General features: G+C 69.9%; 28 protein-coding genes. 12 read left to right on the top strand and 16 right to left on the bottom strand.

The genetic code is table 11. From position 1 onward, the window contains the following. The first annotated feature begins 24 nt into the window (after positions 1-24). The 4 genes from ACRAKF_RS26515 (at position 25) to ACRAKF_RS26500 (ending at position 4,059) form a co-directional block, all read left to right on the top strand. A complete protein-coding gene (locus ACRAKF_RS26515) occupies positions 25-1,005 on the top strand; it encodes an ATP-binding cassette domain-containing protein (RefSeq protein WP_447040048.1) in 981 nt (326 codons plus the stop codon). Between the two features lie 3 nt (positions 1,006-1,008). After that, entirely contained in the window at positions 1,009-1,779 is a 771-nt protein-coding gene (locus tag ACRAKF_RS26510) for an ABC transporter permease (protein ID WP_447040047.1), read from the top strand. Positions 1,780-1,903: 124 nt separating this feature from the next. Further along, positions 1,904-3,103, top strand: a complete 1,200-nt coding sequence (locus ACRAKF_RS26505) for an ABC transporter ATP-binding protein (RefSeq protein WP_447040046.1) — start codon at positions 1,904-1,906, stop codon at positions 3,101-3,103. Beyond that, positions 3,100-4,059, top strand: a complete 960-nt coding sequence (locus tag ACRAKF_RS26500; protein WP_447040045.1) for an ABC transporter permease — start codon at positions 3,100-3,102, stop codon at positions 4,057-4,059. Before ACRAKF_RS26505 ends, ACRAKF_RS26500 begins: the two co-directional genes overlap by 4 nt. A gap of 7 nt (positions 4,060-4,066) precedes the next feature. Here ACRAKF_RS26500 and ACRAKF_RS26495 read toward each other — a convergent pair whose 3' ends face one another. Then, on the bottom strand, positions 4,067-4,399 hold the full coding sequence (locus ACRAKF_RS26495; RefSeq protein WP_447040044.1) for an ATP/GTP-binding protein: 333 nt from the start codon (positions 4,397-4,399) through the stop codon (positions 4,067-4,069). 222 nt (positions 4,400-4,621) lie between these two features. On the opposite strand from ACRAKF_RS26495, the gene ACRAKF_RS26490 reads away from it, so the two are divergent. Then, a complete protein-coding gene (locus ACRAKF_RS26490) occupies positions 4,622-5,656 on the top strand; it encodes an LLM class flavin-dependent oxidoreductase (protein ID WP_447040043.1) in 1,035 nt (344 codons plus the stop codon). Between the two features lie 60 nt (positions 5,657-5,716). Here the strand turns inward: ACRAKF_RS26490 and ACRAKF_RS26485 are convergent, their stop codons facing one another. Continuing rightward, the gene (locus ACRAKF_RS26485; RefSeq protein WP_447040042.1) at positions 5,717-6,109 is read right to left on the bottom strand and encodes an SCO5389 family protein; all 393 of its coding nucleotides are present in this window, start codon (positions 6,107-6,109) and stop codon (positions 5,717-5,719) included. A 252-nt stretch (positions 6,110-6,361) separates the two neighbouring features. Between ACRAKF_RS26485 and nucS the strand changes: the two genes are divergently transcribed. Further along, entirely contained in the window at positions 6,362-7,033 is a 672-nt protein-coding gene (gene nucS / locus ACRAKF_RS26480) for an endonuclease NucS (RefSeq protein WP_447040041.1), read from the top strand. A 6-nt stretch (positions 7,034-7,039) separates the two neighbouring features. Here nucS and ACRAKF_RS26475 read toward each other — a convergent pair whose 3' ends face one another. From ACRAKF_RS26475 to ACRAKF_RS26460, 4 genes are all read right to left on the bottom strand, one after another. Further along, positions 7,040-9,514, bottom strand: coding sequence for an ATP-binding protein (locus ACRAKF_RS26475; protein WP_447040040.1), 2,475 nt, complete (start codon positions 9,512-9,514; stop codon positions 7,040-7,042). Positions 9,515-9,712: 198 nt separating this feature from the next. Then, positions 9,713-10,036 (bottom strand): STAS domain-containing protein, encoded by a 324-nt coding sequence (locus ACRAKF_RS26470; RefSeq protein WP_030792181.1) that lies wholly within the window; start codon positions 10,034-10,036, stop codon positions 9,713-9,715. A gap of 229 nt (positions 10,037-10,265) precedes the next feature. Next, complete coding sequence (locus ACRAKF_RS26465; RefSeq protein ID WP_447040039.1) at positions 10,266-11,114, bottom strand: 3-hydroxyacyl-CoA dehydrogenase family protein; 849 nt, start codon at positions 11,112-11,114, stop codon at positions 10,266-10,268. A gap of 181 nt (positions 11,115-11,295) precedes the next feature. After that, the gene (locus ACRAKF_RS26460; RefSeq protein WP_447040038.1) at positions 11,296-11,937 is read right to left on the bottom strand and encodes a TetR/AcrR family transcriptional regulator; all 642 of its coding nucleotides are present in this window, start codon (positions 11,935-11,937) and stop codon (positions 11,296-11,298) included. 97 nt (positions 11,938-12,034) lie between these two features. Between ACRAKF_RS26460 and ACRAKF_RS26455 the strand changes: the two genes are divergently transcribed. Genes ACRAKF_RS26455 through ACRAKF_RS26445 form a run of 3 tightly spaced genes read left to right on the top strand, consistent with a single transcriptional unit; the run spans position 12,035 to position 14,226 of the window. Continuing rightward, positions 12,035-12,817 (top strand): ABC transporter ATP-binding protein, encoded by a 783-nt coding sequence (locus ACRAKF_RS26455; protein ID WP_447040037.1) that lies wholly within the window; start codon positions 12,035-12,037, stop codon positions 12,815-12,817. A 51-nt stretch (positions 12,818-12,868) separates the two neighbouring features. Continuing rightward, on the top strand, positions 12,869-13,624 hold the full coding sequence (locus tag ACRAKF_RS26450) for an ABC transporter permease (protein WP_447042190.1): 756 nt from the start codon (positions 12,869-12,871) through the stop codon (positions 13,622-13,624). 14 nt (positions 13,625-13,638) lie between these two features. Next, positions 13,639-14,226, top strand: coding sequence for a cob(I)yrinic acid a,c-diamide adenosyltransferase (locus ACRAKF_RS26445; RefSeq protein WP_447040036.1), 588 nt, complete (start codon positions 13,639-13,641; stop codon positions 14,224-14,226). Positions 14,227-14,229: 3 nt separating this feature from the next. Here ACRAKF_RS26445 and ACRAKF_RS26440 read toward each other — a convergent pair whose 3' ends face one another. Continuing rightward, positions 14,230-14,805, bottom strand: a complete 576-nt coding sequence (locus ACRAKF_RS26440; protein ID WP_447040035.1) for a hypothetical protein — start codon at positions 14,803-14,805, stop codon at positions 14,230-14,232. Positions 14,806-15,040: 235 nt separating this feature from the next. On the opposite strand from ACRAKF_RS26440, the gene ACRAKF_RS26435 reads away from it, so the two are divergent. The 3 genes from ACRAKF_RS26435 to ACRAKF_RS26425 all read left to right on the top strand — a co-directional run bounded on the left by ACRAKF_RS26435 (position 15,041) and on the right by ACRAKF_RS26425 (position 18,963). Further along, positions 15,041-16,231 carry a sensor histidine kinase gene (locus ACRAKF_RS26435; protein WP_447040034.1) on the top strand — a complete coding sequence of 397 codons (1,191 nt, stop codon included), beginning with the start codon at positions 15,041-15,043 and terminating at the stop codon, positions 16,229-16,231. Then, positions 16,228-16,878 (top strand): response regulator, encoded by a 651-nt coding sequence (locus ACRAKF_RS26430; RefSeq protein WP_447040033.1) that lies wholly within the window; start codon positions 16,228-16,230, stop codon positions 16,876-16,878. Before ACRAKF_RS26435 ends, ACRAKF_RS26430 begins: the two co-directional genes overlap by 4 nt. A gap of 279 nt (positions 16,879-17,157) precedes the next feature. After that, a complete protein-coding gene (locus ACRAKF_RS26425; RefSeq protein ID WP_447042188.1) occupies positions 17,158-18,963 on the top strand; it encodes a glycosyl hydrolase family 18 protein in 1,806 nt (601 codons plus the stop codon). 80 nt (positions 18,964-19,043) lie between these two features. On the opposite strand, the gene ACRAKF_RS26420 is transcribed toward ACRAKF_RS26425, so the two are convergent. From ACRAKF_RS26420 to atpB, 9 genes are all read right to left on the bottom strand, one after another. Further along, on the bottom strand, positions 19,044-19,493 hold the full coding sequence (locus ACRAKF_RS26420; RefSeq protein WP_447040032.1) for a DUF2550 domain-containing protein: 450 nt from the start codon (positions 19,491-19,493) through the stop codon (positions 19,044-19,046). A gap of 126 nt (positions 19,494-19,619) precedes the next feature. Continuing rightward, the gene (locus ACRAKF_RS26415; RefSeq protein ID WP_363253620.1) at positions 19,620-19,994 is read right to left on the bottom strand and encodes a F0F1 ATP synthase subunit epsilon; all 375 of its coding nucleotides are present in this window, start codon (positions 19,992-19,994) and stop codon (positions 19,620-19,622) included. A 131-nt stretch (positions 19,995-20,125) separates the two neighbouring features. Beyond that, positions 20,126-21,568 (bottom strand): F0F1 ATP synthase subunit beta, encoded by a 1,443-nt coding sequence (atpD, locus tag ACRAKF_RS26410; protein ID WP_447040031.1) that lies wholly within the window; start codon positions 21,566-21,568, stop codon positions 20,126-20,128. After that, positions 21,568-22,485: a F0F1 ATP synthase subunit gamma gene (locus ACRAKF_RS26405; protein ID WP_447040030.1), complete on the bottom strand. Its 918-nt coding sequence runs from the start codon at positions 22,483-22,485 to the stop codon at positions 21,568-21,570. The genes atpD and ACRAKF_RS26405 overlap by 1 nt, the downstream gene beginning before the upstream one ends. A 21-nt stretch (positions 22,486-22,506) precedes the next feature. Beyond that, positions 22,507-24,096, bottom strand: coding sequence for a F0F1 ATP synthase subunit alpha (atpA, locus tag ACRAKF_RS26400; RefSeq protein ID WP_447040029.1), 1,590 nt, complete (start codon positions 24,094-24,096; stop codon positions 22,507-22,509). A gap of 115 nt (positions 24,097-24,211) precedes the next feature. Then, complete coding sequence (locus ACRAKF_RS26395) at positions 24,212-25,036, bottom strand: F0F1 ATP synthase subunit delta (protein WP_447040028.1); 825 nt, start codon at positions 25,034-25,036, stop codon at positions 24,212-24,214. Next, positions 25,033-25,581 (bottom strand): F0F1 ATP synthase subunit B, encoded by a 549-nt coding sequence (locus ACRAKF_RS26390; protein ID WP_447040027.1) that lies wholly within the window; start codon positions 25,579-25,581, stop codon positions 25,033-25,035. The genes ACRAKF_RS26395 and ACRAKF_RS26390 overlap by 4 nt, the downstream gene beginning before the upstream one ends. Positions 25,582-25,623: 42 nt before the next feature. After that, entirely contained in the window at positions 25,624-25,866 is a 243-nt protein-coding gene (gene atpE, locus ACRAKF_RS26385) for an ATP synthase F0 subunit C (protein ID WP_447040026.1), read from the bottom strand. Positions 25,867-25,939: 73 nt separating this feature from the next. Further along, complete coding sequence (gene atpB / locus ACRAKF_RS26380) at positions 25,940-26,710, bottom strand: F0F1 ATP synthase subunit A (protein WP_447042186.1); 771 nt, start codon at positions 26,708-26,710, stop codon at positions 25,940-25,942. Positions 26,711-26,943 lie beyond the last annotated feature (233 nt).

Here is a 26,943-nt window from a genome sequence, read left to right as displayed (position 1 = left end):
TTTGTCGCGTTCTAGCGTGGCCGCATGATCACGCTCGACGGGCTGACCAAGCGATACGGCGAGAAGGTGGCGGTCAACAATCTGACCTTCGCCGTTCGGCCCGGCATCGTCACCGGCTTCCTCGGGCCCAACGGCGCGGGCAAGTCCACGACCATGCGCATGATCCTCGGGCTCGACAATCCCTCGGCCGGTGCCGTGCACATCGACGGCAAGCACTACTCCCGGCTCAAGGACCCCCTCACGTGCGTCGGCGCGCTCCTCGACGCCAAGGCCACGCACGGCGGGCGCAGCGCCTTCAACCACCTGCTCTGCCTCGCGCAGAGCAACGGCATCCCGCGCGCCCGCGTCCATGAGGTGCTGGACACCGTCGGGCTCACCGCCGTCGCCAGGAAGAAGGCCAAGGGGTTCTCGCTCGGCATGGGCCAGCGGCTCGGCATCGCGGGGGCACTGCTCGGCGACCCCGAGATCCTGATGTTCGACGAACCGGTCAACGGGCTCGACCCCGAGGGCATCCACTGGATCCGGAACCTGATGAAGTCCCTCGCCGCGCAGGGCCGCACGGTCTTCGTCTCCTCGCATCTGATGAGCGAGATGGCACTGACCGCCGACCACCTCGTCGTCATCGGGCAGGGCCGGCTCCTCGCGGACACCTCCATGTCCGACTTCATCCGGCAGAACTCACGCTCGTACGTACGACTGCGCTCCCCCCAGCGCGAGCTGCTCCTGGACGTCCTGCACGAGGCGGGCATCGGGGCGGTCGAGGCGCGTGACGGTGCCCTTGAGGTGGACGGCACGTCGTCCGAGCGGCTCGGCGAACTCGCCGCGAGCCGCCGGCTCGTCCTCCATGAACTGAGCCCCCAGCAGGCGTCCCTCGAAGAGGCCTTCATGCAGCTCACCGCGGAGTCCGTCGAGTACCACGCGCACTCGGGACCGGCGGGCGGCGCGGTCCCCGCGGACGAGCGGCCCGCCTGGGGCGAGGGCTGGCAGCAGCGGAAAGGGGCCTGAGCGATGGCCGCGGCACAGGTACTGAAGTCGGAGTGGACCAAGATCCGCTCGGTCTCCTCGACCGTCTGGACGCTCGGCCTCGCCGGGGTCGTCACGATCGCGCTCGGCATGTTGATCAGCATCCTGTCCAAGAACGACTACGACAGCCTGAGCACCAGGGACCGGCTGACCTTCGACCCGACGTACATCAGCTTCGCCGGGATGTCGCTCGGCCAGCTCGCGATGATCGTCTTCGGGGTGCTCGTCGTCTCGAACGAGTACAGCACCGGCATGATCCGCACCTCGCTCGCGGCCGTGCCGCAGCGCGGCACGTTCCTCTTCGGCAAGATCCTCGTGGCCACCCTGCTGGCCCTCGCCGTGGGCCTGGCCACCAGCTTCCTCACGTTCTTCGTGGGGCAGGCGGTGCTCGGCCCGTACAGGGCGGACATCGGGGACCCCGGTGTGCTGCGCGCGGTCATCGGCGGAGCGCTCTACATGACGCTCATCGCGATGTTCTCGATGGGCGTCGCGACGATGCTGCGCAGCCCCATGCTCTCCCTCGGCATCCTGATGCCGTTCTTCTTCCTGATCTCCAACATCCTCGGCAACGTGTCGGCGACGAAGAAGATCGGCCGCTTCCTGCCCGACCAGGCCGGCGGCAGGATCATGCAGGTCAAGGAGCCGTTCGACGACGACACCCCGTACGGGCCCTGGGGCGGTCTGGCGATCATGCTGGCGTGGGTGATTCTCGCGCTGATCTGCGGGTACGCGCTGCTCAAGAAGCGAGACGCCTGACCCAGGTCACAGCGGTCCCAGGGTTTTACCCGCTCTTGGCTGGAACCGTCAGCGCGGCGTTATCCTCCTAACCCTTACGGGGGCGTGTGCCCCGACGTCCTGAACCATTCGATGGGTGCGGAGAATGATCGAGGCAGTCGGCCTGACGAAGCGCTATGGCGCCAAGACAGCCGTGTACAACCTTTCCTTCCAGGTGCGGCCCGGTACCGTCACCGGCTTCCTCGGGCCCAACGGCTCGGGCAAGTCGACGACGATGCGCATGATCCTCGGGCTCGACGCACCCACTACGGGGCAGGTGACGATCGGCGGTTACCCCTACCGCAAGCTCCCCAACGCCCCTCGCCAGGTCGGCGCACTGCTCGACGCCAAGGCGGTGCACGGCGGCCGGCACGCCCGCAACCACCTGCTGTGCCTCGCGCAGCTCTCCGGCATCCCGGCCCGCCGCGTGGACGAGGTCCTCGGCGTCGTGGGCCTCCAGGACGTGGCGAAGAAGCGCTCCAAGGGCTTCTCGCTCGGCATGGGCCAGCGCCTGGGCATCGCGGCGGCGCTCCTCGGCGACCCGCAGGTGCTGCTCTTCGACGAGCCCGTCAACGGCCTCGACCCCGAGGGCATCCTCTGGGTGCGCAACCTGATGAAGGCGCTCGCGGCCGAGGGGCGCACGGTCTTCGTGTCGTCCCACCTCATGAGCGAGATGGCCCTCACCGCCGAGCACCTGATCGTGATCGGCCGCGGCCAGCTGCTCGCCGACATGAGCGTCAAGGACTTCATCTCGGCGAACTCCGCGGACTTCGCGCGGGTGCGCACGCCCGACAGCGAGCCGCAGCACCGCGAGAAGCTGACGGCCGCGCTGACCGAGGCGGGCGGCCAGGTCATGCCCGAGCAGGACGGCGCGCTGCGGGTGCTCGGCCTGCCGCTCCCCCTCATCAGCGACCTCGCGCACGGCGCCGACGTACGCCTGTGGGAGCTCTCCCCGCACCAGGCCTCGCTGGAGGAGGCGTACATGCGGATGACGCAGGGCGCCGTCGACTACCGCTCCACGGTCGACCAGCGCGCGGGTCTCCAGGAACAGCTGCCGCCCGGCGCCGTGCCGCCCGGCGCCATGCCGCAGGGCCAGGTGCCGGTGCCCGGCCAGGGCCAGCCCGGCTGGTACGCGCCGCCGTCGCCCCAGCAGGGCGGTCAGCCCTTCGCGATGCCGCAGCCGCAGGGCCCGCCCCAGACGCCGAACCCGTACGCCGCCGCGCCGCAGCAGCCGCCCGCCGCCCCACCCGCTCCCGCGCCCAGCCTGACCAAGGGCGCCACCGACAACGAGGACGCCGCCCGATGACCACGCCTCCGACTCCGCAGCAGCAGCCGCAGGCGCAGCAGGCCCCGCAGCAGCCCCAGCAGCACCCCCAGCAGGCGTACGCGCAGGCCGGCGCCCCGGCGGTGGCTTTGCCGCCGCCGCCCGCGCCCGCCGCGCCCGCGCCGCCCTCGGCGTGGCAGCAGGCGATGAACAACGCGTACGCCTCGCCGATCCCGGTCAGGAAGACCCACCTCGGCAACGCCCTCGCCTCCGAGTGGACGAAGATCAAGTCGGTGCGCTCGACGGTGTGGACCCTGGGCATCTTCGTCGCCCTGGTCGTCGGCATCGGCCTGCTCGCCGGCGCGAACACCGACCCGCGCGACTACAGCGACGTGCCGTTCACGTTCCCCGCCTTCTTCGGCCTGATGCTGGGCCAGATCTGCCTGATCACCCTCGGCGTCCTCGTGACCTCGTCCGAGTACGGCACGGGCATGATCCGTACGACGTTCACGGCGTCCCCCCAGCGGCACCGCGTCCTGGCGGCGAAGATCCTCGTCTTCTTCGCCGTGGCGTTCGTCGTCTCCGCGGGCTCCATCCTGCTCGTGGGCCTCGCGACCTCCTCGATGAACAGCGGCCCCGAGGCGGGCGACGTCCCGTGGGCGGGCACGGTCCTCAAGGGCGGCCTGTACGTGTCGCTGCTCGGCGTGGTCGCGCTCGCCGTCGGCTCCATGCTGCGGCACTCCGCCGGTGCCATCACCGCGATGCTCGGCGTGGTCCTCGTACCGGCGATCCTGCCGGCGTTCCTGCTGATCTGGGACAGCACGCAGGCGCTCGGCGAGAAGATGACGGACTACAACGCCATCAACTCGCTCGCCAAGATCTTCGGCCTCGACGACATGGACGGCTCCAACGGCACGTCGCAGCTCGTCGTGCTGATCGTCGTGGCGGTACTCGCGGTCGGCGGCGCCTTCGCCCTGCTGGAGAAGCGGGACGTCTAGCCGGAAGCTAGTACCTCGGCGCGTTACGGGACCGCTGCACCCGCGTGGTGCGGCGGTCCTTCGCGTTCCAGCACGCCTTGTGCCAGTGTCTGCGCTCGTCCACGCCGGAGTACTCGGGCCAGGCCACCACGTGCGGCAGGCTCGCGGGGATCTCCTGGTCGCAGCCGGGGCAGCGGTACCGCTTGCCCGCCGTGCTCGTGCCCGCGACGTGCCGCACGCTCCACTCGTCGCCCTGCCAGCTCTCGGAGCTCTGGAAGCCGCCGTAGCGGCCCGACGGCTCCGCGCCCGCGGACGCCCTCGGCTCTCCGGCGCCCTTGGGGCGATTACGACGCGGGGACACGTGACACCTCACGGCTGTACGGCGATCAGGGGTGCACAAGCCTACGCGCCGGACCCCTGGGTACCCGCCCGCCACCGGCGCGCGGGCCTTCGCGCACCGCACGGACACACGCTGCACGGAAAATCCAACAATCTTCTCGCCAAGCCGTGCCTTTGGCACGTGTCACGCGTTGTTGCCCGGTAGGGGGAGTGCCTGCGTCGGCGTCAAGGAGGCAGGAGTTCGATGCGTGTAGGTAGTTTTGTTCTGGCCGCCCAGTTCCCCGGACAGGGGCAGGGGGAGGCGCTGCACCGGGCGGTGCGGTCCGCGGAGGTGGCCGAGGAGGCGGGGCTCGACTCGGTATGGCTCGCCGAACACCATTTCGTTCCGTACGGCACCTGTCCGTCGGCGACGACCCTGGCGGCACTGCTGCTGGGGCGTACGCGACGGCTCCGTATCGGCACCGCCGTCAGCGTGCTGCCGACCGTCCACCCGGTGGCACTCGGCGAACAGGCCGCGCTGCTGCACATCACGTCCGGCGGCAGGTTCTCGCTCGGCGTCGGCCGCGGCGGCCCCTGGGTGGACCTGGAGGTCTTCGGAGCGGGCCTCGGGGCGTACGAGAAGGGGTTCCCCGACTCGCTCGACCTGCTGCTCCGGTGGCTGCGCGAGCCCCGGGTCGGGAGCCGCGACGAGCGGTTCCCCTTCCGCGAGGTCGACGTCGTGCCCAGGCCGCAGGAGGCCCTCAACGGCCAGGGTCCGAGCGGCCCCGAAGTGATCGTCGCCTGCACCTCGCCGTCCAGCGTGCGGCTCGCCGCGCGGCGCGGACTGCCGATGCTGCTCGGCATGCACGTGGGCGACGACGAGAAGGCCGAAATGGTGGCCTTGTGGAACCGGCACGCACGTGCAGCCGGGCACCCCCCGGACGTGCCGGCCGCGGCGTGCCACGTCTCCGCGGGTGTCGTGCAGATCGCGGACCACCGCCCGGAGGCCGTGGAGACGTTACAGAAAGCGATGCCGGGCTGGCTCAAGCAGGGCCTGGAGGCGCATGTCACGGTGGACGGCCGCAAGCGCGCCATGCGGGACCCGCTGGCCTACACCGAAATGCTCTGCGGGCTCCACCCCGTGGGCACCCCGCAGGTGTGCGCCGACCGCATCGCCGCCACCTCGGAGCGGACGGGCATCACACGCTTCGCGCTGCTCGTCGAGGGCTCGGGCGATCTCGCGACCACGGAGGAGAACGTCCGAAGGCTGGGGGCCGAGGTGCTGCCACAGCTCGGCTGAGACGGGAACTGCCGCTCCGGACCGTCACACCTCCCGCGTACGGAGCGGCAGCAACAAACGTCAGCAGTCCCGGAGTTCGGGTGACTGGTTGAGCAGCTGACCCCGGATCGAGGTGAATCGGGCGAGCCGGTCATCCACCGCCGAGTCCAGCGGGAAGACCGCTACACGGTGACAGTTCTGGAACGCCAGACGTACTCCGAAGTGCCGCTGTAGCGCGCCGCGAATCGCGTCACTCGCGAGCGCGCGCAGCAGCTGCCCACGTGCCTGCTCGTCCGGCGGCGGCGTCTGGTTGTCGGCGAACTCTCCGCCGTCGACCTTCAGCTGAGCCACCAGGGAGCTGATCATCTCCCATGCGTAAGGCAGGGAGGTCCGGACGCAGTCGACGAATGCTGCTTCGTCGACCTCGCCTCGCTCGGCCTGTTCCAACAGTGCCGGTGAGACGTCGAGCGACATGGGTTCTCCTCTCACACCCCCGGGGAGCGGGGGCCCACGGACAGGGACGGAGTCCGCATACGCAGCGTGCGCGGATGGCGACCTCCCGCTTCTACGGTAGGCACCGGTCGGGCGCCGCACCAGGAGATTGGACGCATAACCGGCCAGGATCGAACAGGGCCATCGCCGGACAAGTGGTACGGGCGCTCGTCGACCGCCCGCGGCCGAGGGCGAATCGCGTGCACCACCCCGAGTCGAGTAGCGTTGCGCCCCATGCGTCTCGTCATTGCCCGATGCTCCGTGGACTACGCGGGCCGGCTCACCGCCCACCTCCCGTCGGCCCCCCGTCTGATCCTCGTGAAGGCGGACGGCAGCGTCTCGATCCACGCGGACGACAGGGCCTACAAGCCCCTGAACTGGATGTCTCCGCCCTGCACGCTGAAGGAGGGATCAGGGGACGACGCCGGTGTGTGGACCGTCGTGAACAAGGCGGGCGAGAAGCTCATCATCACGATGGAGGAAATCCTCCACGACTCCTCGCACGAACTCGGCGTGGACCCCGGCCTCATCAAGGACGGCGTGGAAGCGCACCTCCAGGAGCTGCTCGCCGACCGCATCGAGACACTGGGCGATGGTTTCTCGCTCATCCGTCGCGAGTACATGACGGCGATCGGCCCGGTCGACATCCTCTGCCGCGACGCCGACGGGCAGACCGTCGCCGTCGAGATCAAGCGCCGCGGCGAGATCGACGGCGTCGAGCAACTGACCCGCTACCTGGAGCTGTTGAACCGCGACCCGCACCTCGCGCCGGTCCGGGGCATCTTCGCCGCCCAGGAGATCAAGCCGCAGGCCCGCGTCCTCGCCACGGACCGCGGCATCGGCTGTGCCGTCCTCGACTACAACGCGATGCGCGGCATCGAGGACGACAAGCTGCGGCTGTTCTGAACGGCCCTACAGCGTCCCTGGCGCCGTCGACCCACCGGTGGGGTCGACGGCGCTTCTCGTCGCCGGTGAGCCCGTCGGCCGGCTCGCCGAGTCGGAGCCGTCGGGCGAGGTGGGCGGGGAGTCGCTCGTCGGCGGCTGCGACGTCGGGGGCTGGGAGGTGGGCGGCTTCGTCGTCGGAGGCTTCGTCGTGGGCGGCTTCGTCGTCGGGGGTTTGGTCGTCGGAGGCTTCGTCGTGGGCGGCTTCGTCGTCGGCTTGTCGCTCGGCTCGTCCGAGGGCTCGCCGGACGGCTCACCGCTGTCGCTCGGGTCGGCCGACGGCTCGCCGCTCGGCGTCGGGTCGTCGGACGTGCCGGCGGCGCTGTCATCGCCCGAGCCGGGGCGGCTGGTGGAGTCCTCCTGCGGCTTGTCGGCGGTCAGGCCGCCGTCGCCCTGGTCCTCCGTGGCGGACTGCTCCGTCGTGACCCGGTCGCTGGGGTCGTCGTCGGACGTGGCGCCCAGCGTGACGACCGTGCCGAGGACGGCGACGAGCAGGGCTCCCGCGCCCGCGGCGACGAGGTTGCGCCGGGTGCCGCTGAGGATGGAGCGGCGGCTCGGCGCCCTGGCGGGCACGACGACCGGCGTGACCCTGCTGCTCACCAGGGTGTCCGGCTCCGCGGACGGCACCGCGGGCGGCACCGGCGGCGCGAAGGCCGCGGGGACGCCGCCGGGCGGCGACGCCGACTCCTCGTAGCGCGCGTCGGGGACCTCTTCCCCCGCGGCGGTGCGCCCGCCGGGCAGTGCGCCGCCCGAGCGGTCGGCGACCAGGGCGAGGGCGCGGCGTCCGGAGATCATGCCGCGCTTGTCGGCGAGGGCGCCGCGCAGCCCGATGGACGCCTCCAGCTCGGCGCGCGCCCGGTCGAGCCGTCCGCCGCAGAGCGCGAGGATGCCCAGCTCGTGGTGGAAGTACGCCTCCTCGGCGACCTCCCCGGCGTTGCGCGCCGCCTCCTGGCCGGACCGCAGGGCGCGTTCCCAGGCGCCCCAGGCGAGTCCCCCGGCGAAGGCGGGCGCCGCGGTGCGGGCCAGCAGGACCGCGGTGCCGCTCTCCGCGGTGACCAGCGCGGCGAGCGCCGCGAGGACCGCGTCCGCCTCGGCGGCCACCCGCCCGGGGGCGACCGAGGGGTGCCCGGCCCACCAGGCGTAGTGCTGGGCGGCCGCGCGGGCCCGGCCTGCGCTGTCGTCGGCGTATCCGGCGCTCTCCAGCTGCGTGCGCACGCCGGGGGCGAGGCGGTAGTGCGCGCCCACCGCGGTGACCAGGGCGCAGCCGACCAGCTCGGCGAGGGCGGCGTCGGCGTGGGTGTCGCCGACCAGGGCCGGCAGGTGTGCCTGGTGCGGCAGTTCACCGCCGAGCGCGACGGCGAACTCCAGGGTGGCGCGGGCCGACGGGCTCAGCCGGGAGGCGAGCAGGGCCGCGGGCGCGGCGCCGTCGGCGAGGGAGGGCAGCGGGACCTCGGCGTCGTCGGCGTCGAAGGGCGCGTCGACCGGGGCGTCCGCGACGTATCCGTTGTCCTCGAAGGCGTGCGGGTCGGCGCGGAGCTGGTCGCGCTGGCGGAGCAGGGCGCCCGCCTGGACGAAGCGCAGCGGCAGGCCCTCGGACTCGAACCACAGGTCGCCCGCCCAGCCGGCCTCCTCGTCGTCGAGGACGCGGCCGACGACGCGCTCCAGGAGTTCGAGGCTGCCGCCGCGGCCGAGTCCGCCGAGGAAGACCTCTTCGAGGTGGGAGTCGGTGGACGGGGCGGCGACGTCGGGCGTCGTGGCGATGAGGAAGGCGCACTCGGGCGTCGCGTCGAGCACCTCGTCGAGGCCCGCGCCGCCGAACTCCAGGTCGTCGAGGACGACGACGGCACCGATGCCGTTGACGAGTTCGAGCAGCGAGGCGTGGTCGGGCCGCTGCGAGGGTGCGTCGTAGACGGCCGCGAAGAGGTCCTGGAGCAGTTCGCCCGGCGTCCTGCGGCAGCCGGAGAGCCGGACCACGCCGTCGGGCGCGAGATCGGCGCAGTCGTCGGCGACGGCGTTGAGCAGCGCCGTGCGTCCCGATCCGGCGGGCCCGGTGAGCCGTACCGACCTGCCGCGTGCGAGCAGCCGTACGAGGCGCTCACGCTCTTCCTGGCGCTCCAGGAGCGGCAGCCTGGGGAGCGCGGGTCCCGGCGGCACGGGCGGCACGGCGGCGCGGCGCAGCTCGGCACGTTCGCCGGCGGTGCGCTTGGCGGGTGTGCCCGGCCGCTCCCCGGGCGGGCAGGGCTCGATCTCGCTGCCGTCGACGGGGTTGACGGTCAGCAGGAAGTCTCCGGACACCAGTTGTACGGTGCGGGCCTGGGCGGGTGCCTGCTGGCCGAAGTCCGGAGTCAGAGGATCGCGTGGACGCTGCGCTCGCGCCGAGCCGTCGTGGTCGTCGCCACCTTGCCCGTGGCCGTACTCTTCGGGTTCCCGGTTCATCGGGTCCATGGTCCCAGCCCCCCAGATGCGTGATGTGCAGAGCCCCCTCCGGCCTTCGTGCACACTGCGCTGTCGCTTCTGGTCCGGTGCCCCCGCGCGGGTTCGTATATCGGTGGGCGACCGAACCCTAGACCTTCGTCCAGTATCTACGAGAGAGCGGGGTACCGCCCCGTCCGAGACGTCACAGTCTCATGAGGAATGCGTGCTTCAGGCCCTGGGGAGCGATTCGACGCCGATGCCGCCCTCGATCGCGAGAATGCGGTGGAGCCTCGTCGCGACGAGCAGGCGCTGCATCTGCGGCGGCACGTGGCGCAGGACGAGCCTGCGTCCGCACCGTCCGGCGCGGCGGTGCGCGCCCATGATGACGCCGAGTCCCGTGGCGTCCCACGAGTCGAGTTCGGACAGGTCGAGCACGAGGTCGCCGGCGCCGTCGTCGACGGCCGAGTGCAGGACCGTACGGGCGTCCGCCGCGCTGCGTACGTCGAGGCGTCCCCCGACGACCAGCTGGGCCTGGTCGCCCCTGATGTGCATATGCGCTCCCCGAGAGTGCTGTGTGCAGAGTGCTGCGTCTGCTGTGACGGATGGTCCGTAGGCGTCTGCTGATCCTTGCGGCGATCTGCGTATGTCACAGCAACTGACTGCCGCTTGGGCCAGGAAGTTGCCGTCCGTAAGCGAACCGATACCGAATTCACTCCGAGGGGTGACCCTGAGGCCATGGAAAGGTCAGACGGGGCGTCAGACGGCGTACGTCAGTGCTGGTTCAGTGCTTGTAGAAGCCCTGCCCGCTCTTGCGGCCGATGTCACCGGCGTCCACCATCCGGCGCATCAGCTCCGGTGGGGCGAACTTCTCGTCCTGGGACTCCGTGTAGATGTTGTCCGTGGCGTGGAGCAGGATGTCCACGCCGGTGAGGTCGGCGGTGGCGAGCGGCCCCATGGCGTGGCCGAAGCCGAGCTTGCAGGCGATGTCGATGTCCTCGGCGCTGGCGACGCCCGACTCGTACAGCTTGGCGGCCTCGACGACGAGCGCGGAGATCAGACGGGTCGTCACGAAGCCGGCGACGTCGCGGTTGACGACGATGCAGGTCTTGCCGACGGACTCGGCGAACTCGCGGGTGCGGGCGAGGGTTTCGTCGCTGGTCTTGTAACCGCGCACGAGCTCGCAGAGCTGCATCATCGGGACCGGCGAGAAGAAGTGGGCGCCGACGACGCGCTCCGGGCGGTCCGTCACGGCCGCGATCTTGGTGATCGGGATGGCGGAGGTGTTGGAGGCGAGGACGGCGTCGTCGCGCACGAGCTTGTCGAGGGTGCGGAAGATCTCGTGCTTGACGTCGAGCTTCTCGAACACGGCCTCGACGACGATGTCCGCGTCGGCGACGGCGTCCAGGTCGGTGGTGGTCGTGATGCGCCCGAGCGCGGCCTCGGCGTCTTCGGCGGCGAGCTTGCCCTTGCCCACGAACTTGTCGTACGACGCCTTGATCCCGTCGGTGCCACGGGTCAGGGCCTCATCGGTGACGTCGCGCAGGACGACGTCCCAGCCCGCCTGGGCGGAGACCTGAGCGATACCGGACCCCATGAGTCCGGCTCCGATGACGGCGAGCTTCCGTGCCACTGTTCCGACTCCCCTACCGCTTATCACGCTTGGCTTACACGCGGCTTACGCATGCCTCTGCGGCGGACATTAGCGGTCGGGGGCGCACCTGTGGCCGTGAAGAGATGCGCGTCACGTCTCAAATGACGGACATCACACTGGTACGGGCCGCGCTGTGCGCCGCGTCACGCGGGAGTACGGGTCATCCGGCGGGCCGGGTCGCGTAGTTGAGGACCTTCTCGCCGAGGAGATCCTCCATCTCGTCCAGCAGGCAGAGGGCCTCGCGCGACACTTCGGCGACGTCGCGGCGCTCGACCATCTCGTCGCCGATCCACGCCATGAGCGTGGCGTGGAGCCAGGAGAGCTGACCGGCGACCAGGCCGGGCAGCGGGTCACCGGGGGCGGCGCCGGTCTCCTCGGCGAGCGTCCCGGTGAGCCGGGCCAGCGCCTGCTGCTGGATCTCCCAGAGCCGGGAGCGCAGGGGGTGCGCGTCGGTGATGACCTTCATGAAGTCGGCCCATCCCGCGAAGAGGCCGATGGAGGGCGAGACGCTCTCCACGTCCGAGCGCAGCTCGCGCAGGACGGCGGTGGCCGCCGACTCCCCGCCCCTGCGCCCCCGCACGTACCCGGAGAGCCGGTCGACGACGGCCTCGCCCCGGTCGAGGAAGAGGTCCTCCTTGGCGGGGAAGTAGTTGTACACCGTGTTGACGGAGACGTCCGCCGCGTCCGCGATCTCCGCGACGGTCACCGCGCCGAAGCCGCGCTCCAGGAAGAGCCCCGTGGCGATGTCGGAGATCCGCTGCTTGGTCTGCCGCTTCTTGCGCTCCCTGAGCCCTTCGGTCATGCGGTCATCGTATGCGTCGCTGGTCGCCCTGGAACTTTGCTGAGCATGAAAAATTGGTGACGTTGCAAAATTTAAGGGACTCTGTTTTTGTGGGGCCATGGCAATCATCAGCACGTCCGGGCTCGCCCGGACCTTCCGGACCAAGGGCGGTCCCGTCGAGGCCGTCCGCGGCATCGACCTGAGCGTGGAGGCGGGCGAGATCCTCGGCTTCCTCGGGCCGAACGGCGCGGGCAAGACCACCACGCTGCGCATGCTGACCACGCTCCTCCCGCCCACCGGCGGCACCGCCACCGTGGCGGGCCACGACCTGACTCGGGACCCGGCGGGCGTGCGCGGCCGGATCGGTTACGTCGCCCAGTCCGGCGGCGTCGACCTCAGCGTCTCCGTACGCGAGGAACTGATCACCCAGGGGCGCCTGTACCGCCTGCCCAGGGCGCGCGCCGAGGCCCGCGCCGAGGAGCTGGCGCGCGACCTCGGCCTGACCGCGCTGATGGAGCGGCCCTGCGCGGCGCTCTCCGGCGGCCAGCGGCGGCGCCTGGACATCGCGATGGGGCTCACGCACCGACCCGAGGTGCTCTTCCTCGACGAGCCGACCACCGGTCTCGACCCGGGCAGCCGGGCCGACCTGTGGACGCTGGTGCGGCGGCTGCGCGACGAGTACGGCACGACGGTCTTCCTCACCACGCACTACCTCGACGAGGCCGACGCGCTCTCCGACCGCCTGGTCGTCGTGGACCGGGGCGTCGTGGTCGCCGACGGCACGCCGAGCGCGCTCAAACTGCGGTACGGCGGCTCGATCGACGCCACGCTCCAGGACACCTTCCTCGCCATCACCGGCCGCGACCTCGCCCCCGAGGAACAGGCGCCGGTCGCCGTCTGACCCCGGACGCCCGCCCCCCTGTCCGACCCTGGACCCTTGATGAGGACCCCCATGCCCGCCCTGCTCTCCGACACCGCGCTGATCTTCGGGCGGTACGCCCGGCAGACCCTGCGCTCCAAGTTCCAGATCCTCTTCGGCGTCCTGACGCCCCTGCTCTACCTGCTCTTCTTCGGGCCCCTGCTCACCGGTCTGCCGCTCGGCTCACGGGGAGATTCCTGGCAGGTGCTCGTCCCGGGGCTGCTGCTGCAACTGGGCCTCTTCGGGGCGACGTTCAGCGGCTTCGCGCTCATCATCGAGAAGCAGTTCGGCGTGGTGGAGCGGATGCGGGTGACGCCCGTCAGCCGCCTCGCGCTGCTGCTCGGCCGCATCCTGCGCGACGCCGCGCTCTTCGTCTTCCAGGCGGTGCTGCTCGTGCTCGCCGCGCTGGTGATGGGGCTCAGGGCGCCCCTCGCCGGCGTCCTCATCGGGTTCGCGTTCGTGGCGCTCCTGACCGCGGGGCTCGCCTCGCTCTCGTACGCGCTCGCCATGAAGGTCGGCAAGCCGCAGGAGTTCGGGCCCGCCGTGAACGCGGTGAGCATGCCCGCGATGCTGCTCTCCGGACTGATGCTGCCGATGGCGCTCGCGCCGGCCTGGCTGGACGTCCTGTCGCACTTCATGCCGTTCCGCTACCTGGTCGACGCGGTGCGGGCGGCGTACGTGGGCGAGTACGCGACCGCCACCATGCTGTACGGGGTCCTGATGGCCGTCGCCTTCGTGCTGTTCTCCGTGACGGTGGGCACACGGGTCTTCAAGCGGGCCGGTGCCTGACTACGCTCGGACGCATGGTCAATCTGACGCGCATCTACACCAGGACCGGCGACCAGGGCACGACCGCCCTCGGGGACATGAGCCGGACCGCCAAGACCGATCTGCGGATCTCCGCGTACGCCGACGCCAACGAGGCCAACGCGGCCATCGGCACGGCGATCGCGCTCGGACAGCTCGACGCGGAGGTCGTGAAGGTCCTCGTACGGGTCCAGAACGACCTGTTCGACGTGGGCGCCGACCTGTCGACGCCGGTCGTCGAGGACCCGAAGTACCCGCCGCTGCGCGTCGAGCAGTCCTACGTCGACAAGCTGGAGGAGGACTGCGACCGCTTCCTGGAGGAGCTGGAGAAGCTGCGCAGCTTCATCCTCCCGGGCGGCACGCCGGGCGCGGCCCTGCTGCACCAGGCGTGCACGGTGGTGCGGCGGGCCGAGCGCTCGACGTGGGCGGCCATCGAGGTCCATGGGACCAGCGCGGACAACGGCAGCATCAACCCCCTGACGGCCACCTACCTCAACCGCCTCTCCGACCTCCTGTTCATCCTGGCGCGCACGGCCAACAAGGCGGTCGGCGACGTGCTGTGGGTGCCGGGAGGCGAGCGGTAGGGCCTAACGCTTGCTGAAGAGGTCCTCGCGGCGTTCGGTGGGCGGCGTCGCGGGAGCCTTCTTCGGGAAGAGGGTGTACCCGACGGCGATGGCGACGTTGATGCTGATCAGCCACAGCATCCGCTGCTGCCACACCTGGAGCGACCCGGTGTCGCCGTCGTCGCCCACGTACCAGGCCGCGCCCTGGAGCAGCGCGATGGCGATCAGCGCGGCGAGCACCCAGCGCGCGGCGTTCTTCCACTCGTGGATGGCGCGGGGGGTGCCGTACTTGGGTTTCACGGGGGCGGGTCCGCCGGCGAAGCGGTGGGCGACGCGGACGTCGACCCACTTGACCGTGTAGTGCCCGAGCGCGACGGAGTAGCCGATGTAGACGGCGGCGAGCCCATGCTTCCAGTCCGGCTCCGCCCCGTTTCTCAGGTCGATCGCGGTGGCCACGAACAGCAGCACTTCCAGGAGCGGCTCACACAGCAGCACGGCGACACTCGCACGCGGCATCTTCGCCCAGTAGCGCAGCGCGAGGCCCGCGGCGAGCAGCACCCAGAAGCCCACCTCGCAGATGATGATCAGTGTGACGATCACGGCTTGCTCCTCATGGTCTCTTCCTCGTTCACCCTTCAAGGCTGCCGTCCCGCGAGCCGCCGGTCGTCGTCGTCAGTGACGAAGCCGGGCTGCATCCTTCGATGTAGCGGCGGCCCCGGCCCTGGCCATGGGGCGTCCGCAACCAGCGCCGTACCCAGTTCGATGTAGTCGCCACCGGCCGGGCTCCTCCCCCAGGACCAGGCAACGGCCCGGCCCCACCGTGTTGGATGGGGGCATGGCCCTGTCCCTCGCCCGCCCGCACCGCGTCGACGTCTGGATCGCCACGGTCAGCCTGCTCAGCGGGCTCGCGCTGTGGGCGCTCGGGCTGCACGCACAGCCGGGCAGGCACTTCAGCGGCGCCTGGGCGCTCATCCCGCTGGCCGTCCTCGCCTGCCTGGAGCTGGTGCGCAGGACGGCCCCGCGGGTCGCTCTCTCCGTCGGCACGCTCGCCCTGGTCGCCGACCAGTTCACCGAGGGCAACCTCGCCTCGATCGTGATGTTCACGGACATCGTGTACGCGGCCGTCGTGTACGGCACGCCCGCCGCCGCACGCCGCATCCCGGTGACCACGGCCCTGACCACCGTGGCGGTGACCGTCGGCCTGCTCGCCTGGTTCAGGGGCCCCGAGGCCATCCTGCTCGGCGTCGTCACCGGGGCGATCTCCTTCGCCCCCGCCACCACGGGCGTCCTGGTGCGCAACCACCGCGAGGCCGCGGAGGCGGCGAGGCTGCGGGCCGAACAGACGGCGCTGCTCTCCGAGATGGACCGCGTCCAGGCCGTCACGGCCGAGCGCGCGAGGATGGCCCGCGAGCTGCACGACATGGTCGCCAACCACCTCTCGGCGATCGCCATCCACTCCACGGCCGCGCTCTCCCTCGACGACCCGAGGACGAGCACGGACGCGCTCGTCGTGATCCGGGAGAACAGCGTCGAGGGCCTGGCCGAGATGCGCCGCCTCATCGGCATCCTGCGCGACGACAGCGGTGACCTGGAACCGGCCGTCGCGCCCACCCTCGACGGACTCGCCGCCCTGGTCACGGGCGCCCGCACCAACGGCCTCGACGTCACGTTCGACGACGCCCCCACCTCGCGGGACCCGAAGCTGCCCGCGCCGGTCGGGCTCGCCGCGTACCGCATCGTCCAGGAGTCCCTGACGAACGCCCTCAAGCACGCCTCGCCCGGCCGGGTCACCGTGAGCATCGTCCAGGAGCCCCGCGCCCTGAAGGTCCGCGTGAGCAGCCCGTACGGTGATCCGTCCGGACCGCGCGCCCCCGGCTCCGGATCCGGACTCGTCGGCATGCGCGAGCGCACCGAACTGCTCGGCGGCGCCTTTGAGTCGGGCCCCGAGAACAGCCCTGACGGCAAGGTCTGGATCGTCTCCGCGACCCTGCCCGTCGACCCCGCAGACGAAGGAGCCGAGGAATGATCCGGGTGCTTGTCGCCGAAGACCAGTCAGCCGTACGCGCGGGCCTCGTCCTGATCCTGCGCAGCGCACTCGACATCGAGGTGGTCGGCGAGGCGGGGGACGGCGAGCAGGCGGTGGCCCTCGCCCGCGAGCTCCGCCCCGACCTCGTCCTGATGGACGTGCAGATGCCGCGCATGGACGGGGTCGCGGCGACGCGGCAGGTCGTCGCCGAAGGGCTCGCGGACGTCCTCGTCCTGACCACCTTCGACCTCGACGAGTACGTCTTCGGGGCGCTGCGCGCGGGCGCCAGCGGGTTCATGCTGAAGAACACCGAGGCGAAGGACCTCATCGAGGGCGTCCGCACGGTGGCGCGCGGTGAGGGCCTGATCGCCCCCGCCGTCACACGCCGCCTGATCGCCGAGTTCGCCGCCCCTGCCAGGGCCATGCGCGGCGGGAACGCGCCGGACCCCGCGATCCTGGAGAGCCTCACGCGCCGCGAGCGCGAGGTCTTCGCCTGCATCGGCGGGGGCCTGTCGAACGCGGAGATCGCGGGCCGTCTCTCCATGGCGGAGGCCACGGTGAAGACCCATGTCAGCCGGCTGCTCGGCAAGCTCGGCCTGCGCAGCAGGGTGCAAGCGGCCGTGCTCGCGCAGGAGTTGGGCGTCTGATTCGCGCCGGCGGGAGGGCCGGATCAACACGCGCATCACACCCGTATCACGCCTGACCGGCGCGATCCGGCCATTGGTTCAGACCTCTTGACCGATGGTCCAGACCTTTCTATTCTCACCGCACTGCGGTGAGCACTCCCCCACGTGTTCCACGTGCTCACGGGCGGCGCAGGGATCTACCCCTATGACCCCCGGAACTCACCCGAGGAGCACCTCGTGCGCTTCACACAGACCGACGCACGCCCAAGACTCAGGCGCAGACACAGAGCCGTGGCCGCGATGACCACGCTCCTGCTCCCGCTCGCCACCCTCGTCGCGCTCGGCGGCTCCGCCGAGGCTGCCCCCGATGCCGCCGCCGAGGCCACCGCCACGTACGCCAAGACCCAGGACTGGGGCAGCGGCTTCGAGGGCAAGTGGACCATCAAGAACACCGGCACCACCACGCTCAGCTCCTGGAACGTCCAGTGGGACTTCCCCTCGGACACCAAGGTGACCTCCGCCTGGGACGCCACCGTCACCAACTCCGGCGCCCGCTGGACGGGCAAGAACCTCGGCTGGAACGGGACGCTCGCCCCCGGCGCCTCCGTCTCCTTCGGGTTCAACGGCACCGGCTCCGGCTCCCCCAGCGAGTGCACGCTCAACGGCAACAGCTGTGACGGCGGCAGCGTCCCCGGCGACAAGCCGCCCACCGCGCCCGGCACCCCGAAGGCCTCCGGCATCACCGACACCTCGGTGAAGCTCGACTGGAGCGCCGCCACCGACGACAAGGGCGTCAAGAACTACGACGTCCTGCGGGACGGCGCCAAGGTCTCCACGGTGACCGGCACCTCGTACACCGACAAGGACCTCACCGCCGGCACCGACTACTCGTACAGCGTGCAGGCCCGCGACACCGCCGACCAGACGGGCCCGGCGAGCGAAGCCGTCAAGGTCCGCACCACCGGCGGCGGCGGTCCCGGTCCCGAGCCCGGCGACAAGGTCAAGCTCGGCTACTTCACCGAGTGGGGCGTCTACGGCCGGAACTACCACGCGAAGAACATCGCGTCCTCCGGCTCCGCCGGGAAGATCACGCACATCAACTACAGCTTCGGCAACGTCCAGGGCGGCAAGTGCACCATGGGCGACGCCTACGCGGCGACCGACAAGGCGTACACCGCCGACCAGAGCGTCGACGGCGTCGCCGACACCTGGGACCAGCCCCTGCGCGGCAACTTCAACCAGCTCCGCAAGCTGAAGGCCAAGTACCCGGACATCAAGATCCTCTGGTCCTTCGGCGGCTGGACCTGGTCCGGCGGCTTCACCGACGCCATGAAGAACCCGGCGGCCTTCGCCAAGTCCTGCCACGACCTGGTCGAGGACCCGCGCTGGGCCGACGTCTTCGACGGCATCGACCTGGACTGGGAGTACCCCAACGCCTGCGGTCTGTCCTGTGACACCTCGGGTCCGGCCGTCTTCAAGAACATGATGCAGGCCTTCCGGTCCGAGTTCGGCTCCAAGAGCCTGGTCACCGCCGCCATCACCGCGGACGGCTCCAGCGGCGGCAAGATCGACTCCGCCGACTACGGCGGCGCGGCGCAGTACTCCGACTGGTACAACGTCATGACGTACGACTTCTTCGGCGCCTGGGCTGCCAAGGGCCCGACGGCCCCGCACTCCCCGCTGACGTCCTACGCCGGCATCCCGCAGGACGGCTTCAACTCCGCCGCCGCGATCTCCAAGCTCAAGGCCAAGGGCGTGCCCTCGGAGAAGCTGCTGCTCGGCATCGGCTTCTACGGCCGCGGCTGGACCGGCGTCACCCAGAAGGAGCCGGGCGGCACGGCGACCGGCGCGGCGCCCGGGACGTACGAGGCAGGGATCGAGGACTACAAGGTCCTCAAGAACAGCTGCCCCGCGAACGGGACGGTCGCCGGGACCGCGTACGCGCACTGCGGCACGAACTGGTGGTCCTACGACACCCCGACGACCATCAAGTCCAAGATGACCTGGGCCAAGGACCAGAAGCTCGGCGGTGCCTTCTTCTGGGAGTTCAGCGGTGACACCAGCAACGGTGAGCTGGTGAACGCGATCAACGACGGTCTGAAGTAACTCGGGACCGCCCCACGAACGAAGCCGGGAAGACGGGATCGCCCCCTGTCTTCCCGGCTTCTGCGTACGTGCCGGAGGAACTACGCCACGTTCACCCGCTGGCCGGGCGGCGCCGCCTCAAGCCACGCCAGGAACCCCGTCAGGGCGTCCTCGCTCATCGCCAGCTCCAGGCGCACCCCGCGGTGGAGGCAGCCGAGGACTATGGCGTCGGAGAGCAGCGCGAGCTCTTCCTCGCCGTCGGGGGCCCGGCGGTCGACGACCTCGATGGCCGAGCGCTCCAGGACGCGGCGGGGCCGGGGGGCGTAGGAGAAGACGCGGTACCACTCGACGCGGTCACCGTTGTAGCGGGCCACGCCGTAGCCCCAGCCCTTGCCGGAGGTGTCGCCCTTCTCGGGGGCGTCCCAGCGCAGGCTGCAGTCGAAGGTGCCGCCGGAGCGCTGGATCAGCCGGCGCCGCAGCCCGAAGACGAAGAGCCCCACCAAAACCAGCGCGATCACAGCAAGTCCGCACACGAGCAGAGTGAGGATCATCGGCACCGACCTCCTCGCCTCTTCGAAAACGGACCGACATTGCACCCGCATTGCCTCAGCCGCGACCCGGTCCGGGATGTTCCCGGACCTGGCCGCGGCTGAGTCACGTTACGCCGCGCGCTGGGGTCAGCGCGCCGCCACCGCACGCAGTCGGACGTCGGCGCGCCGCTCGGCCGAGGCGTCGGCCTCGCCCTTCGCGCGCTCCAGCGCCCGCTCCGCACGCTGGACGTCGATCTCGTCGGACAGCTCCGCGATCTCGGCCAGCAGCGACAGCTTGTCGTCCGCGAAGGAGATGAATCCTCCGTGGACGGCGGCGACGACCGTGGAGCCGTCGCTCGTACGAATGGTCACAGGGCCCGACTCCAGCACACCGAGCAGCGGCTGGTGACCGGGCATGACGCCGATGTCGCCGGACGTGGTGCGCGCGACGACCAGGGTCGCCTCACCGGACCAGACACTGCGGTCCGCCGCGACCAGCTCGACATGCAGCTCAGCAGCCAAGGGTGGCTCCTCGGGTCACCACCCGGCGGCTTCGCCGGGTGTTGGGTCAAATTCTAGTGGGCGTGCGGAGAGGGGCGGGACACCACCCCTGCGCGGGGTGCTCCCCGCCCCTCTCCATCGGAGCAGCCGGCTCAGGAGACGCCGAGCTCCTTGGCGTTCTTCTTGAGGTCCTCAAGACCACCGCACATGAAGAATGCCTGCTCCGGGAAGTGGTCGTACTCGCCGTCGCAGATCGCGTTGAAGGCCGCGATCGACTCGTCGAGGGACACGTCCGAACCGTCCACACCGGTGAACTGCTTGGCGGCGTGGGTGTTCTGGGACAGGAAGCGCTCCACGCGACGGGCACGGGCGACGACGAGCTTGTCCTCTTCGCCGAGCTCGTCGATACCGAGGATCGCGATGATGTCCTGGAGGTCCTTGTACTTCTGCAGGATCGTCTTGACGCGCATGGCGGCGTCGTAGTGGTCCTGCGCGATGTAGCGCGGGTCCAGGATGCGGGACGTGGAGTCCAGCGGGTCCACGGCCGGGTAGATGCCCTTCTCCGAGATCGGACGGGAGAGAACCGTCGTCGCGTCGAGGTGGGCGAAGGTGGTGGCCGGGGCCGGGTCGGTCAGGTCGTCCGCGGGGACGTAGATCGCCTGCATCGAGGTGATCGAGTGACCACGGGTCGACGTGATGCGCTCCTGGAGGAGACCCATCTCGTCGGCCAGGTTCGGCTGGTAACCCACCGCGGAGGGCATGCGGCCGAGCAGGGTCGAGACCTCGGAACCGGCCTGCGTGAAGCGGAAGATGTTGTCGATGAAGAACAGCACGTCCTGCTTCTGCACATCGCGGAAGTACTCCGCCATGGTCAGACCGGCCAGGGCGACGCGCAGACGCGTGCCCGGCGGCTCGTCCATCTGGCCGAAGACCAGCGCGGTCTTGTCGAGAACGCCGGCCTCCTCCATCTCGACCATGAGGTCGTTGCCCTCACGGGTGCGCTCGCCGACACCGGCGAAGACGGAGACACCGTCGTGCAGCTTGGCCACACGGACGATCATTTCCTGGATCAGAACGGTCTTGCCGACACCGGCACCACCGAACAGACCGATCTTTCCACCCTTGACGTACGGGGTGAGAAGGTCGACGACCTTCAGGCCGGTCTCGAACATCTCGGTCTTGGACTCGAGCTGGTCGAAGGCCGGGGCCTTGCGGTGGATCGTCCAGCGCTCGGCGTCGGCGACCGTGGACGGGTCGTCGTTCAGGACCTCACCGAGCGTGTTGAACACACGGCCCTTGGTCACGTCGCCGACCGGCACCGAGATGCCCTTGCCGGTGTTGGTGACGGGCGCCTGGCGGACCAGGCCGTCGGTGGGCTGCATCGAGATGGAGCGGACCACGCCGTCGCCCAGGTGCTGGGCGACCTCGAGGGTCAGCGTCTTCCGCGCGCCTTCGGTCTCCGGGTCGTCGACCTGGACGTGCAGGGCGTTGTAGATCTCCGGCATCGCGTCGACGGGGAACTCCACGTCGACGACCGGGCCGATGACCCGGGCGACGCGGCCCGTGGCAACGGCCGTCTCAACAGTGGTCGTCATTACTTGTCACTCCCCGCGGTCGCGTCGGCCAGCGCTGCTGTGCCGCCGACGATCTCGCTGATTTCCTGGGTGATTTCGGCCTGGCGGGCCGCGTTGGCAAGCCGGGAGAGGCTGTTGATCAGATCCCCGGCGTTGTCGGTGGCCGACTTCATCGCGCGGCGCGTGGCGGCGTGCTTGGAAGCAGCCGACTGGAGCATCGCGTTGTAGATACGGCTCTCGACGTAGCGCGGCAGCAGGGCGTCGAGGACGTCCTCCGCCGACGGCTCGAAGTCGTACAGCGGAAGGATCTCGCCCTTGGTGGGAGACTCCTCCGCTACCTCTTCGAGGCTGAGCGGCAGCAGGCGGCCGTCGGTGGCCGTCTGCGTCATCATCGAGACGAACTCGGTGTAGACGATGTGGAGTTCATCCACGCCGCCCTCCGCCGTCTCCTTCTCGATCGCCTCGATCAGCGGCGCCGCGACCTTCTTGGCATCCGCGTACGTGGGCTCGTCGGTGAAGCCCGACCACGACTCCGCGACCTTGCGCTCGCGGAAGTTGTAGTGAGCCAGACCGCGGCGGCCGACGACGTACGTGTCGACCTCCTTGCCCTCGGCCTGAAGGCGCGCGGTCAGCTGCTCCGCGGCCTTGATGGCGCTCGAGTTGAAGGCGCCGGCCAGACCGCGGTCGCTCGTGAGGAGCAGAACCGCGGAACGGGTCGCCGTCTCCGCCTCGGTCGTCAGCGGGTGCTTCGTGTTCGAGCCAGTACCGACCGCCGTGACCGCGCGGGTGAGCTCGGTCGCGTACGGCGTGGAGGCCGCCACCTTGCGCTGCGCCTTGACGACGCGCGAGGCGGCGATCATCTCCATCGCCTTGGTGATCTTCTTGGTCGCGGTGACGGATCGGATGCGACGCTTGTAGACCCGGAGCTGAGCTCCCATGAGTCAGGTCCCTTCCTTACGTCACTTGGCCGCGGCCGGAGCGTCCTCGCCGAGAAGCTTCCCGTCCGAGGTCTCGAACTGCTTCTTGAACTCCGCGATGGCGTCGCTGACGGCCTGAAGCGTGTCGTCGGACATCTTGCCGCCCTCCTTGATGGAGGTCATGAGGCCCTGCTCCTTGCGGTGCAGGTACTCCAGGAGCTCCTTCTCGAAGCGGCGGATGTCGTTGACCGGCACCTCGTCCATGCGACCGGTGGTACCGGCCCACACGGACACGACCTGGTCCTCGGTCGCCATCGGCTCGTACTGCGGCTGCTTGAGCAGCTCGACCATGCGCTGGCCGCGCTCGAGCTGAGCCTTCGACGCGGCGTCCAGGTCGGAACCGAAGGCGGCGAACGCCTCCAGCTCACGGAACTGGGCGAGGTCCACGCGCAGACGTCCGGAGACCTGCTTCATCGCCTTGTGCTGCGCGGAACCACCGACTCGGGAGACGGAGATACCGACGTTCAGCGCGGGGCGCTGACCGGCGTTGAAGAGGTCCGACTCCAGGAAGCACTGGCCGTCGGTGATGGAGATGACGTTGGTCGGGATGAACGCCGACACGTCGTTCGCCTTGGTCTCGACGATCGGAAGACCGGTCATCGAGCCCTTGCCCAGCTCGTCCGAGAGCTTCGCGCAGCGCTCGAGCAGACGCGAGTGCAGGTAGAAGACGTCACCCGGGTAGGCCTCGCGCCCCGGCGGGCGACGGAGCAGCAGGGACACGGCGCGGTAGGCGTCGGCCTGCTTCGAGAGGTCGTCGAAGATGATGAGGACGTGCTTGCCCTCGTACATCCACTGCTGGCCGATGGCCGAACCGGTGTAGGGCGCCAGGTACTTGAAGCCCGCCGGGTCGGACGCCGGGGCGGCGACGATGGTCGTGTACTCCAGCGCGCCGGCCTCTTCGAGGGCACCTCGCACGGAGGCGATGGTGGAGCCCTTCTGACCGATGGCGACGTAGATGCAGCGCACCTGCTTGTTCACGTCGCCGGTGCGCCAGTTGTCGCGCTGGTTGATGATCGTGTCGACAGCCAGGGCGGTCTTGCCCGTCTGGCGGTCACCGATGATCAGCTGACGCTGGCCACGGCCGATCGGGGTCATCGCGTCGACGGCCTTGTAGCCGGTCTCCATCGGCTCGTGCACCGACTTACGGGCCATGACGCCCGGAGCCTGCAGCTCGAGGGCGCGACGTCCGCTGGTCTCGATGTCGCCGAGGCCGTCGATCGGGGTGCCGAGGGGGTCGACGACGCGGCCGAGGTAACCCTCGCCCACGGCGACGGAGAGAACCTCACCGGTGCGCTGCACCGGCTGGCCCTCCTCGATACCGCTGAACTCGCCGAGGACGACGGCGCCGATCTCGCGCTCTTCCAGGTTCAGCGCGAGACCGAGGGTTCCGTCCTCGAACTTCAGCAGCTCGTTCGCCATCGCCGAGGGGAGGCCCTCGACCTTGGCAATACCGTCGCCGGCGACGGTGACCGTACCGACCTCCTCGCGCGAGGCCGCGTCCGGCTTGTACGCCTGGACAAAGTTCTCCAGCGCGTCCCGGATCTCCTCCGGCCGGATCGTGAGCTCCGCCATCTGGGTTCCCTGCTCTCCTTGTTGGGCCCGAAGTTTTCTTGGGGGGTCTGGGGTCAGCCCCCAGGAATCCTCTGCACGGCCCAACTAGGGCCGTAGGTCATGCTCTTCGTTTGCGTTACTTGCCGGCCACGCGGCGGCCGGCTTCCTCGATGCGGTCCGCGATGCTGCCGTTGATGACCTCGTCGCCCACCTGCACCGTGATCCCGCCGAGGACCGCGGGGTCCACGTCGAGGTTCAGGTGCATCGGGCGTCCGTACACCTTGGCCAGGAGGGCGCCGAGACGCTGCTTCTGCGGGTCCGAGAGCGGAACAGCGGAAGTGACGACGGCGACCATGCGGTTGCGGCGGTCCGCTGCCAGCTTGGAGAGGGACTCGATGCCCTCTTCCAGGCTACGTCCACGCGGCGCGGTCACCAGGCGCTCGACGAGCCGCACCGTCACCGACTGGGCGCGACCGCCGAGCAGGCTGCGCAGCAGCTCGCTCTTGGCCGTACCGGAGGCGGCGCGGTCGGTCAGCGCCGAGCGCAGCCCGGTGCTGGACGCGACGATCCGGCCGAACCGGAAGAGCTCGTCCTCGACGTTGTCCAGCGCGCCGGCCTTCTGCGCACCGGTCAGGTCGGCGAGGTTGGCGAGCTCCTCGAGGGCGTCCACCAGATCACGCGACCGCGACCAGCGCGAGCGCACCATGCCGGCCACCAGGTCGGCGGTCTCGCCGCCCACCTGGCCGGTCAGCAGGCGCCCTGCCAGCTCGGCCTTGGACTCACCGGACTGCGCCGGATCGGTCAGGACCCGACGCAGCGAGACCTCACGGCCGAACAGCGCGGTGACCGCGGCCAGCTCGTCCGCGAGACGCTCGGCGTCGACCGCGGTGTTGTCCGTCAGCGCGTCGAGGCGCTCGCGCGCGGCGGCCAGGGCCTCGCGGCTAGCTCCGTGCGCTGTCATCGAGCCGCCTCGGCCTTCTCCTCGAGCTCGTCGAGGAAGCGGTCGATGGTGCGGCTCTGCCGGGCGTGGTCCTCGAGGGACTCACCGACGAGCTTGCCTGCCAGGTCGGTGGCCAGCTGGCCCACGTCCTGTCGCAGCGCCTGCGCGGCGGCCTTGCGGTCGGCCTCGATCTGCGTGTGGCCGGCGGCGACGATCTCCTCGCGCTGACGCTGGCCCTCGGCCCGCATCTCGGCGATGAGCGTGGCGCCCTGCTCCTGCGCCTCCTGGCGCAGACGCGCGGCCTCGTGCCGTGCCTCGGCGAGCTGAGCCTTGTACTGCTCAAGAACGCTCTGGGCCTCGGTCTGAGCGGCTTCGGCCTTCTCGATACCGCCTTCAATCGCCTCCCGGCGCTCTTCCAGAACCTTGTTGATGTTCGGGAGGAGCTTCTTCCAGAAGAAGAAGAAGACGATGGCGAAGGCGATGGCGCCGACGAGCAGCTCGGGACCCGGCGGGATGAGCGGGTTCTGCTCTTCCTCGGCCGCCAGCTGAACCAGGTTGGCGATCACATCATTGCCTTTCGTCTAACGGAACGGATCGTCTTCAGAGGATCACTTGTAGACGAACGGCATGACGATGCCGATGAGGGCGAGCGCCTCACAGAAGGCGAAACCAAGGATCTGGTTGGCACGGATCAGGCCGGCAGCTTCGGGCTGACGGGCCAGGGCCTCGGTGCCCTTACCGAAAACGATACCGACACCGATACCGGGGCCGATCGCGGCGAGGCCGTAGCCGACCGAGCCGAGGTTGCTGAGGTCACCGGTGACGGCGGCGAGTTCGAGAGTCGCGGACATGCCGTTACTTCCTTCTCTTTCATGGACCGGTGGGGGTTGGCCACCGGGCGCTTAGGGGGTTCTGCGGAGGGGCTCAGTGGTGCTTGGCGAGAGCGCCCTGAATGTACGAGCAGGCCAGGAGCACGAAGACGTACGCCTGGACGGCCTGCACGAAAAGCTCGAAGACGATCATGGCCATGGTCATCACGAAGGAGACACCGGCGGCCGGGATCAAGAAGCTGTTCAGCAGGTACCAGGAGGCGACGGTGAACATCACCAGCATCAGGTGACCGGCGAACATGTTGGCGAAGAGCCGGACCGCGTGCGTGAACGGCCGGACGAGCAAATTGGAGAAGAGCTCAATGGCTGATACGAGCCACTTGATCGGCCCGAGCGAATTGTCGTAGCCGGTGATGTTCTTCCAGCCACCCGCGAAGCCGTGTGTCTTGAAGGTGAGCGGGACCCAGACCAGGTAGACGACCGCCGCGAGCACCGCCGGGTAGGCGATGACCGACGAGACCGGGAACTGGCTCAGCGGGATCACGGACCAGATGTTCATGATCCAGATGAAGAAGAAGAGCGAGACCATGAGCGGGACGTACTTCTCGCCGTCCTTCTTGCCCATCGTCTGGTAGACGATTCCACGGCGTACGAAGTCATAGCCGGCTTCGCCCATCATCTGCAGCTTGCCCGGGACCATCTTGGCCTTGCCGAACGCGATGTAGAAGAAGCTGACCACGACGAGCGTGGTGAGCAGGGCGAGCAGCATGACCTTGTTGAACTCGAACCCGCCGACGGTGAACATCGGCTTGAAGAGGAACGAGTGCAGGCCCGGAGCCGGGAAGCCACAGCCGTTGTCGGACATGATCCGACAGCTCCAGTCAAAGGCGAGCTCAGTTTGGTCAGCACTCACCGCGGGCTCCTTCGGCGTGACGCATAGGTACGGCAACCTCGTTGTCGTGTCGGCGCGGCGCGCAGCCGCGGGTCGGCACCGGACTGGTGTTTCGGAAGTGTGAGCGGCATTCAGGCATCGAGCCTCGCGATCGTGCAGGCGTCAGCTCAGATGCCCGCGCCCGCTGTGCCGCAGTTGGCACCGGA

Source organism: Streptomyces sp. DSM 118878, assembly GCF_052936595.1.
This window is presented reverse-complemented; position numbering and strand designations above follow the sequence as displayed.

Coding starts and splice junctions, on each gene's coding strand:
- ACRAKF_RS26515 (WP_447040048.1), top strand. CDS start 25: ATGATCACGCTCGACGGGCTGACCAAGCGATACGGCGAGAAGGTGGCG.
- ACRAKF_RS26510 (WP_447040047.1), top strand. CDS start 1,009: ATGGCCGCGGCACAGGTACTGAAGTCGGAGTGGACCAAGATCCGCTCG.
- ACRAKF_RS26505 (WP_447040046.1), top strand. CDS start 1,904: ATGATCGAGGCAGTCGGCCTGACGAAGCGCTATGGCGCCAAGACAGCC.
- ACRAKF_RS26500 (WP_447040045.1), top strand. CDS start 3,100: ATGACCACGCCTCCGACTCCGCAGCAGCAGCCGCAGGCGCAGCAGGCC.
- ACRAKF_RS26490 (WP_447040043.1), top strand. CDS start 4,622: ATGCGTGTAGGTAGTTTTGTTCTGGCCGCCCAGTTCCCCGGACAGGGG.
- ACRAKF_RS26485 (WP_447040042.1), bottom strand. CDS start 6,109: ATGTCGCTCGACGTCTCACCGGCACTGTTGGAACAGGCCGAGCGAGGC.
- nucS (WP_447040041.1), top strand. CDS start 6,362: ATGCGTCTCGTCATTGCCCGATGCTCCGTGGACTACGCGGGCCGGCTC.
- ACRAKF_RS26475 (WP_447040040.1), bottom strand. CDS start 9,514: ATGGACCCGATGAACCGGGAACCCGAAGAGTACGGCCACGGGCAAGGT.
- ACRAKF_RS26470 (WP_030792181.1), bottom strand. CDS start 10,036: ATGCACATCAGGGGCGACCAGGCCCAGCTGGTCGTCGGGGGACGCCTC.
- ACRAKF_RS26460 (WP_447040038.1), bottom strand. CDS start 11,937: ATGACCGAAGGGCTCAGGGAGCGCAAGAAGCGGCAGACCAAGCAGCGG.
- ACRAKF_RS26455 (WP_447040037.1), top strand. CDS start 12,035: ATGGCAATCATCAGCACGTCCGGGCTCGCCCGGACCTTCCGGACCAAG.
- ACRAKF_RS26450 (WP_447042190.1), top strand. CDS start 12,869: ATGCCCGCCCTGCTCTCCGACACCGCGCTGATCTTCGGGCGGTACGCC.
- ACRAKF_RS26445 (WP_447040036.1), top strand. CDS start 13,639: ATGGTCAATCTGACGCGCATCTACACCAGGACCGGCGACCAGGGCACG.
- ACRAKF_RS26435 (WP_447040034.1), top strand. CDS start 15,041: ATGGCCCTGTCCCTCGCCCGCCCGCACCGCGTCGACGTCTGGATCGCC.
- ACRAKF_RS26430 (WP_447040033.1), top strand. CDS start 16,228: ATGATCCGGGTGCTTGTCGCCGAAGACCAGTCAGCCGTACGCGCGGGC.
- ACRAKF_RS26425 (WP_447042188.1), top strand. CDS start 17,158: ATGACCACGCTCCTGCTCCCGCTCGCCACCCTCGTCGCGCTCGGCGGC.
- ACRAKF_RS26420 (WP_447040032.1), bottom strand. CDS start 19,493: ATGATCCTCACTCTGCTCGTGTGCGGACTTGCTGTGATCGCGCTGGTT.
- atpD (WP_447040031.1), bottom strand. CDS start 21,568: ATGACGACCACTGTTGAGACGGCCGTTGCCACGGGCCGCGTCGCCCGG.
- ACRAKF_RS26405 (WP_447040030.1), bottom strand. CDS start 22,485: ATGGGAGCTCAGCTCCGGGTCTACAAGCGTCGCATCCGATCCGTCACC.
- atpA (WP_447040029.1), bottom strand. CDS start 24,096: ATGGCGGAGCTCACGATCCGGCCGGAGGAGATCCGGGACGCGCTGGAG.
- ACRAKF_RS26395 (WP_447040028.1), bottom strand. CDS start 25,036: ATGACAGCGCACGGAGCTAGCCGCGAGGCCCTGGCCGCCGCGCGCGAG.
- atpE (WP_447040026.1), bottom strand. CDS start 25,866: ATGTCCGCGACTCTCGAACTCGCCGCCGTCACCGGTGACCTCAGCAAC.
- atpB (WP_447042186.1), bottom strand. CDS start 26,710: ATGTCCGACAACGGCTGTGGCTTCCCGGCTCCGGGCCTGCACTCGTTC.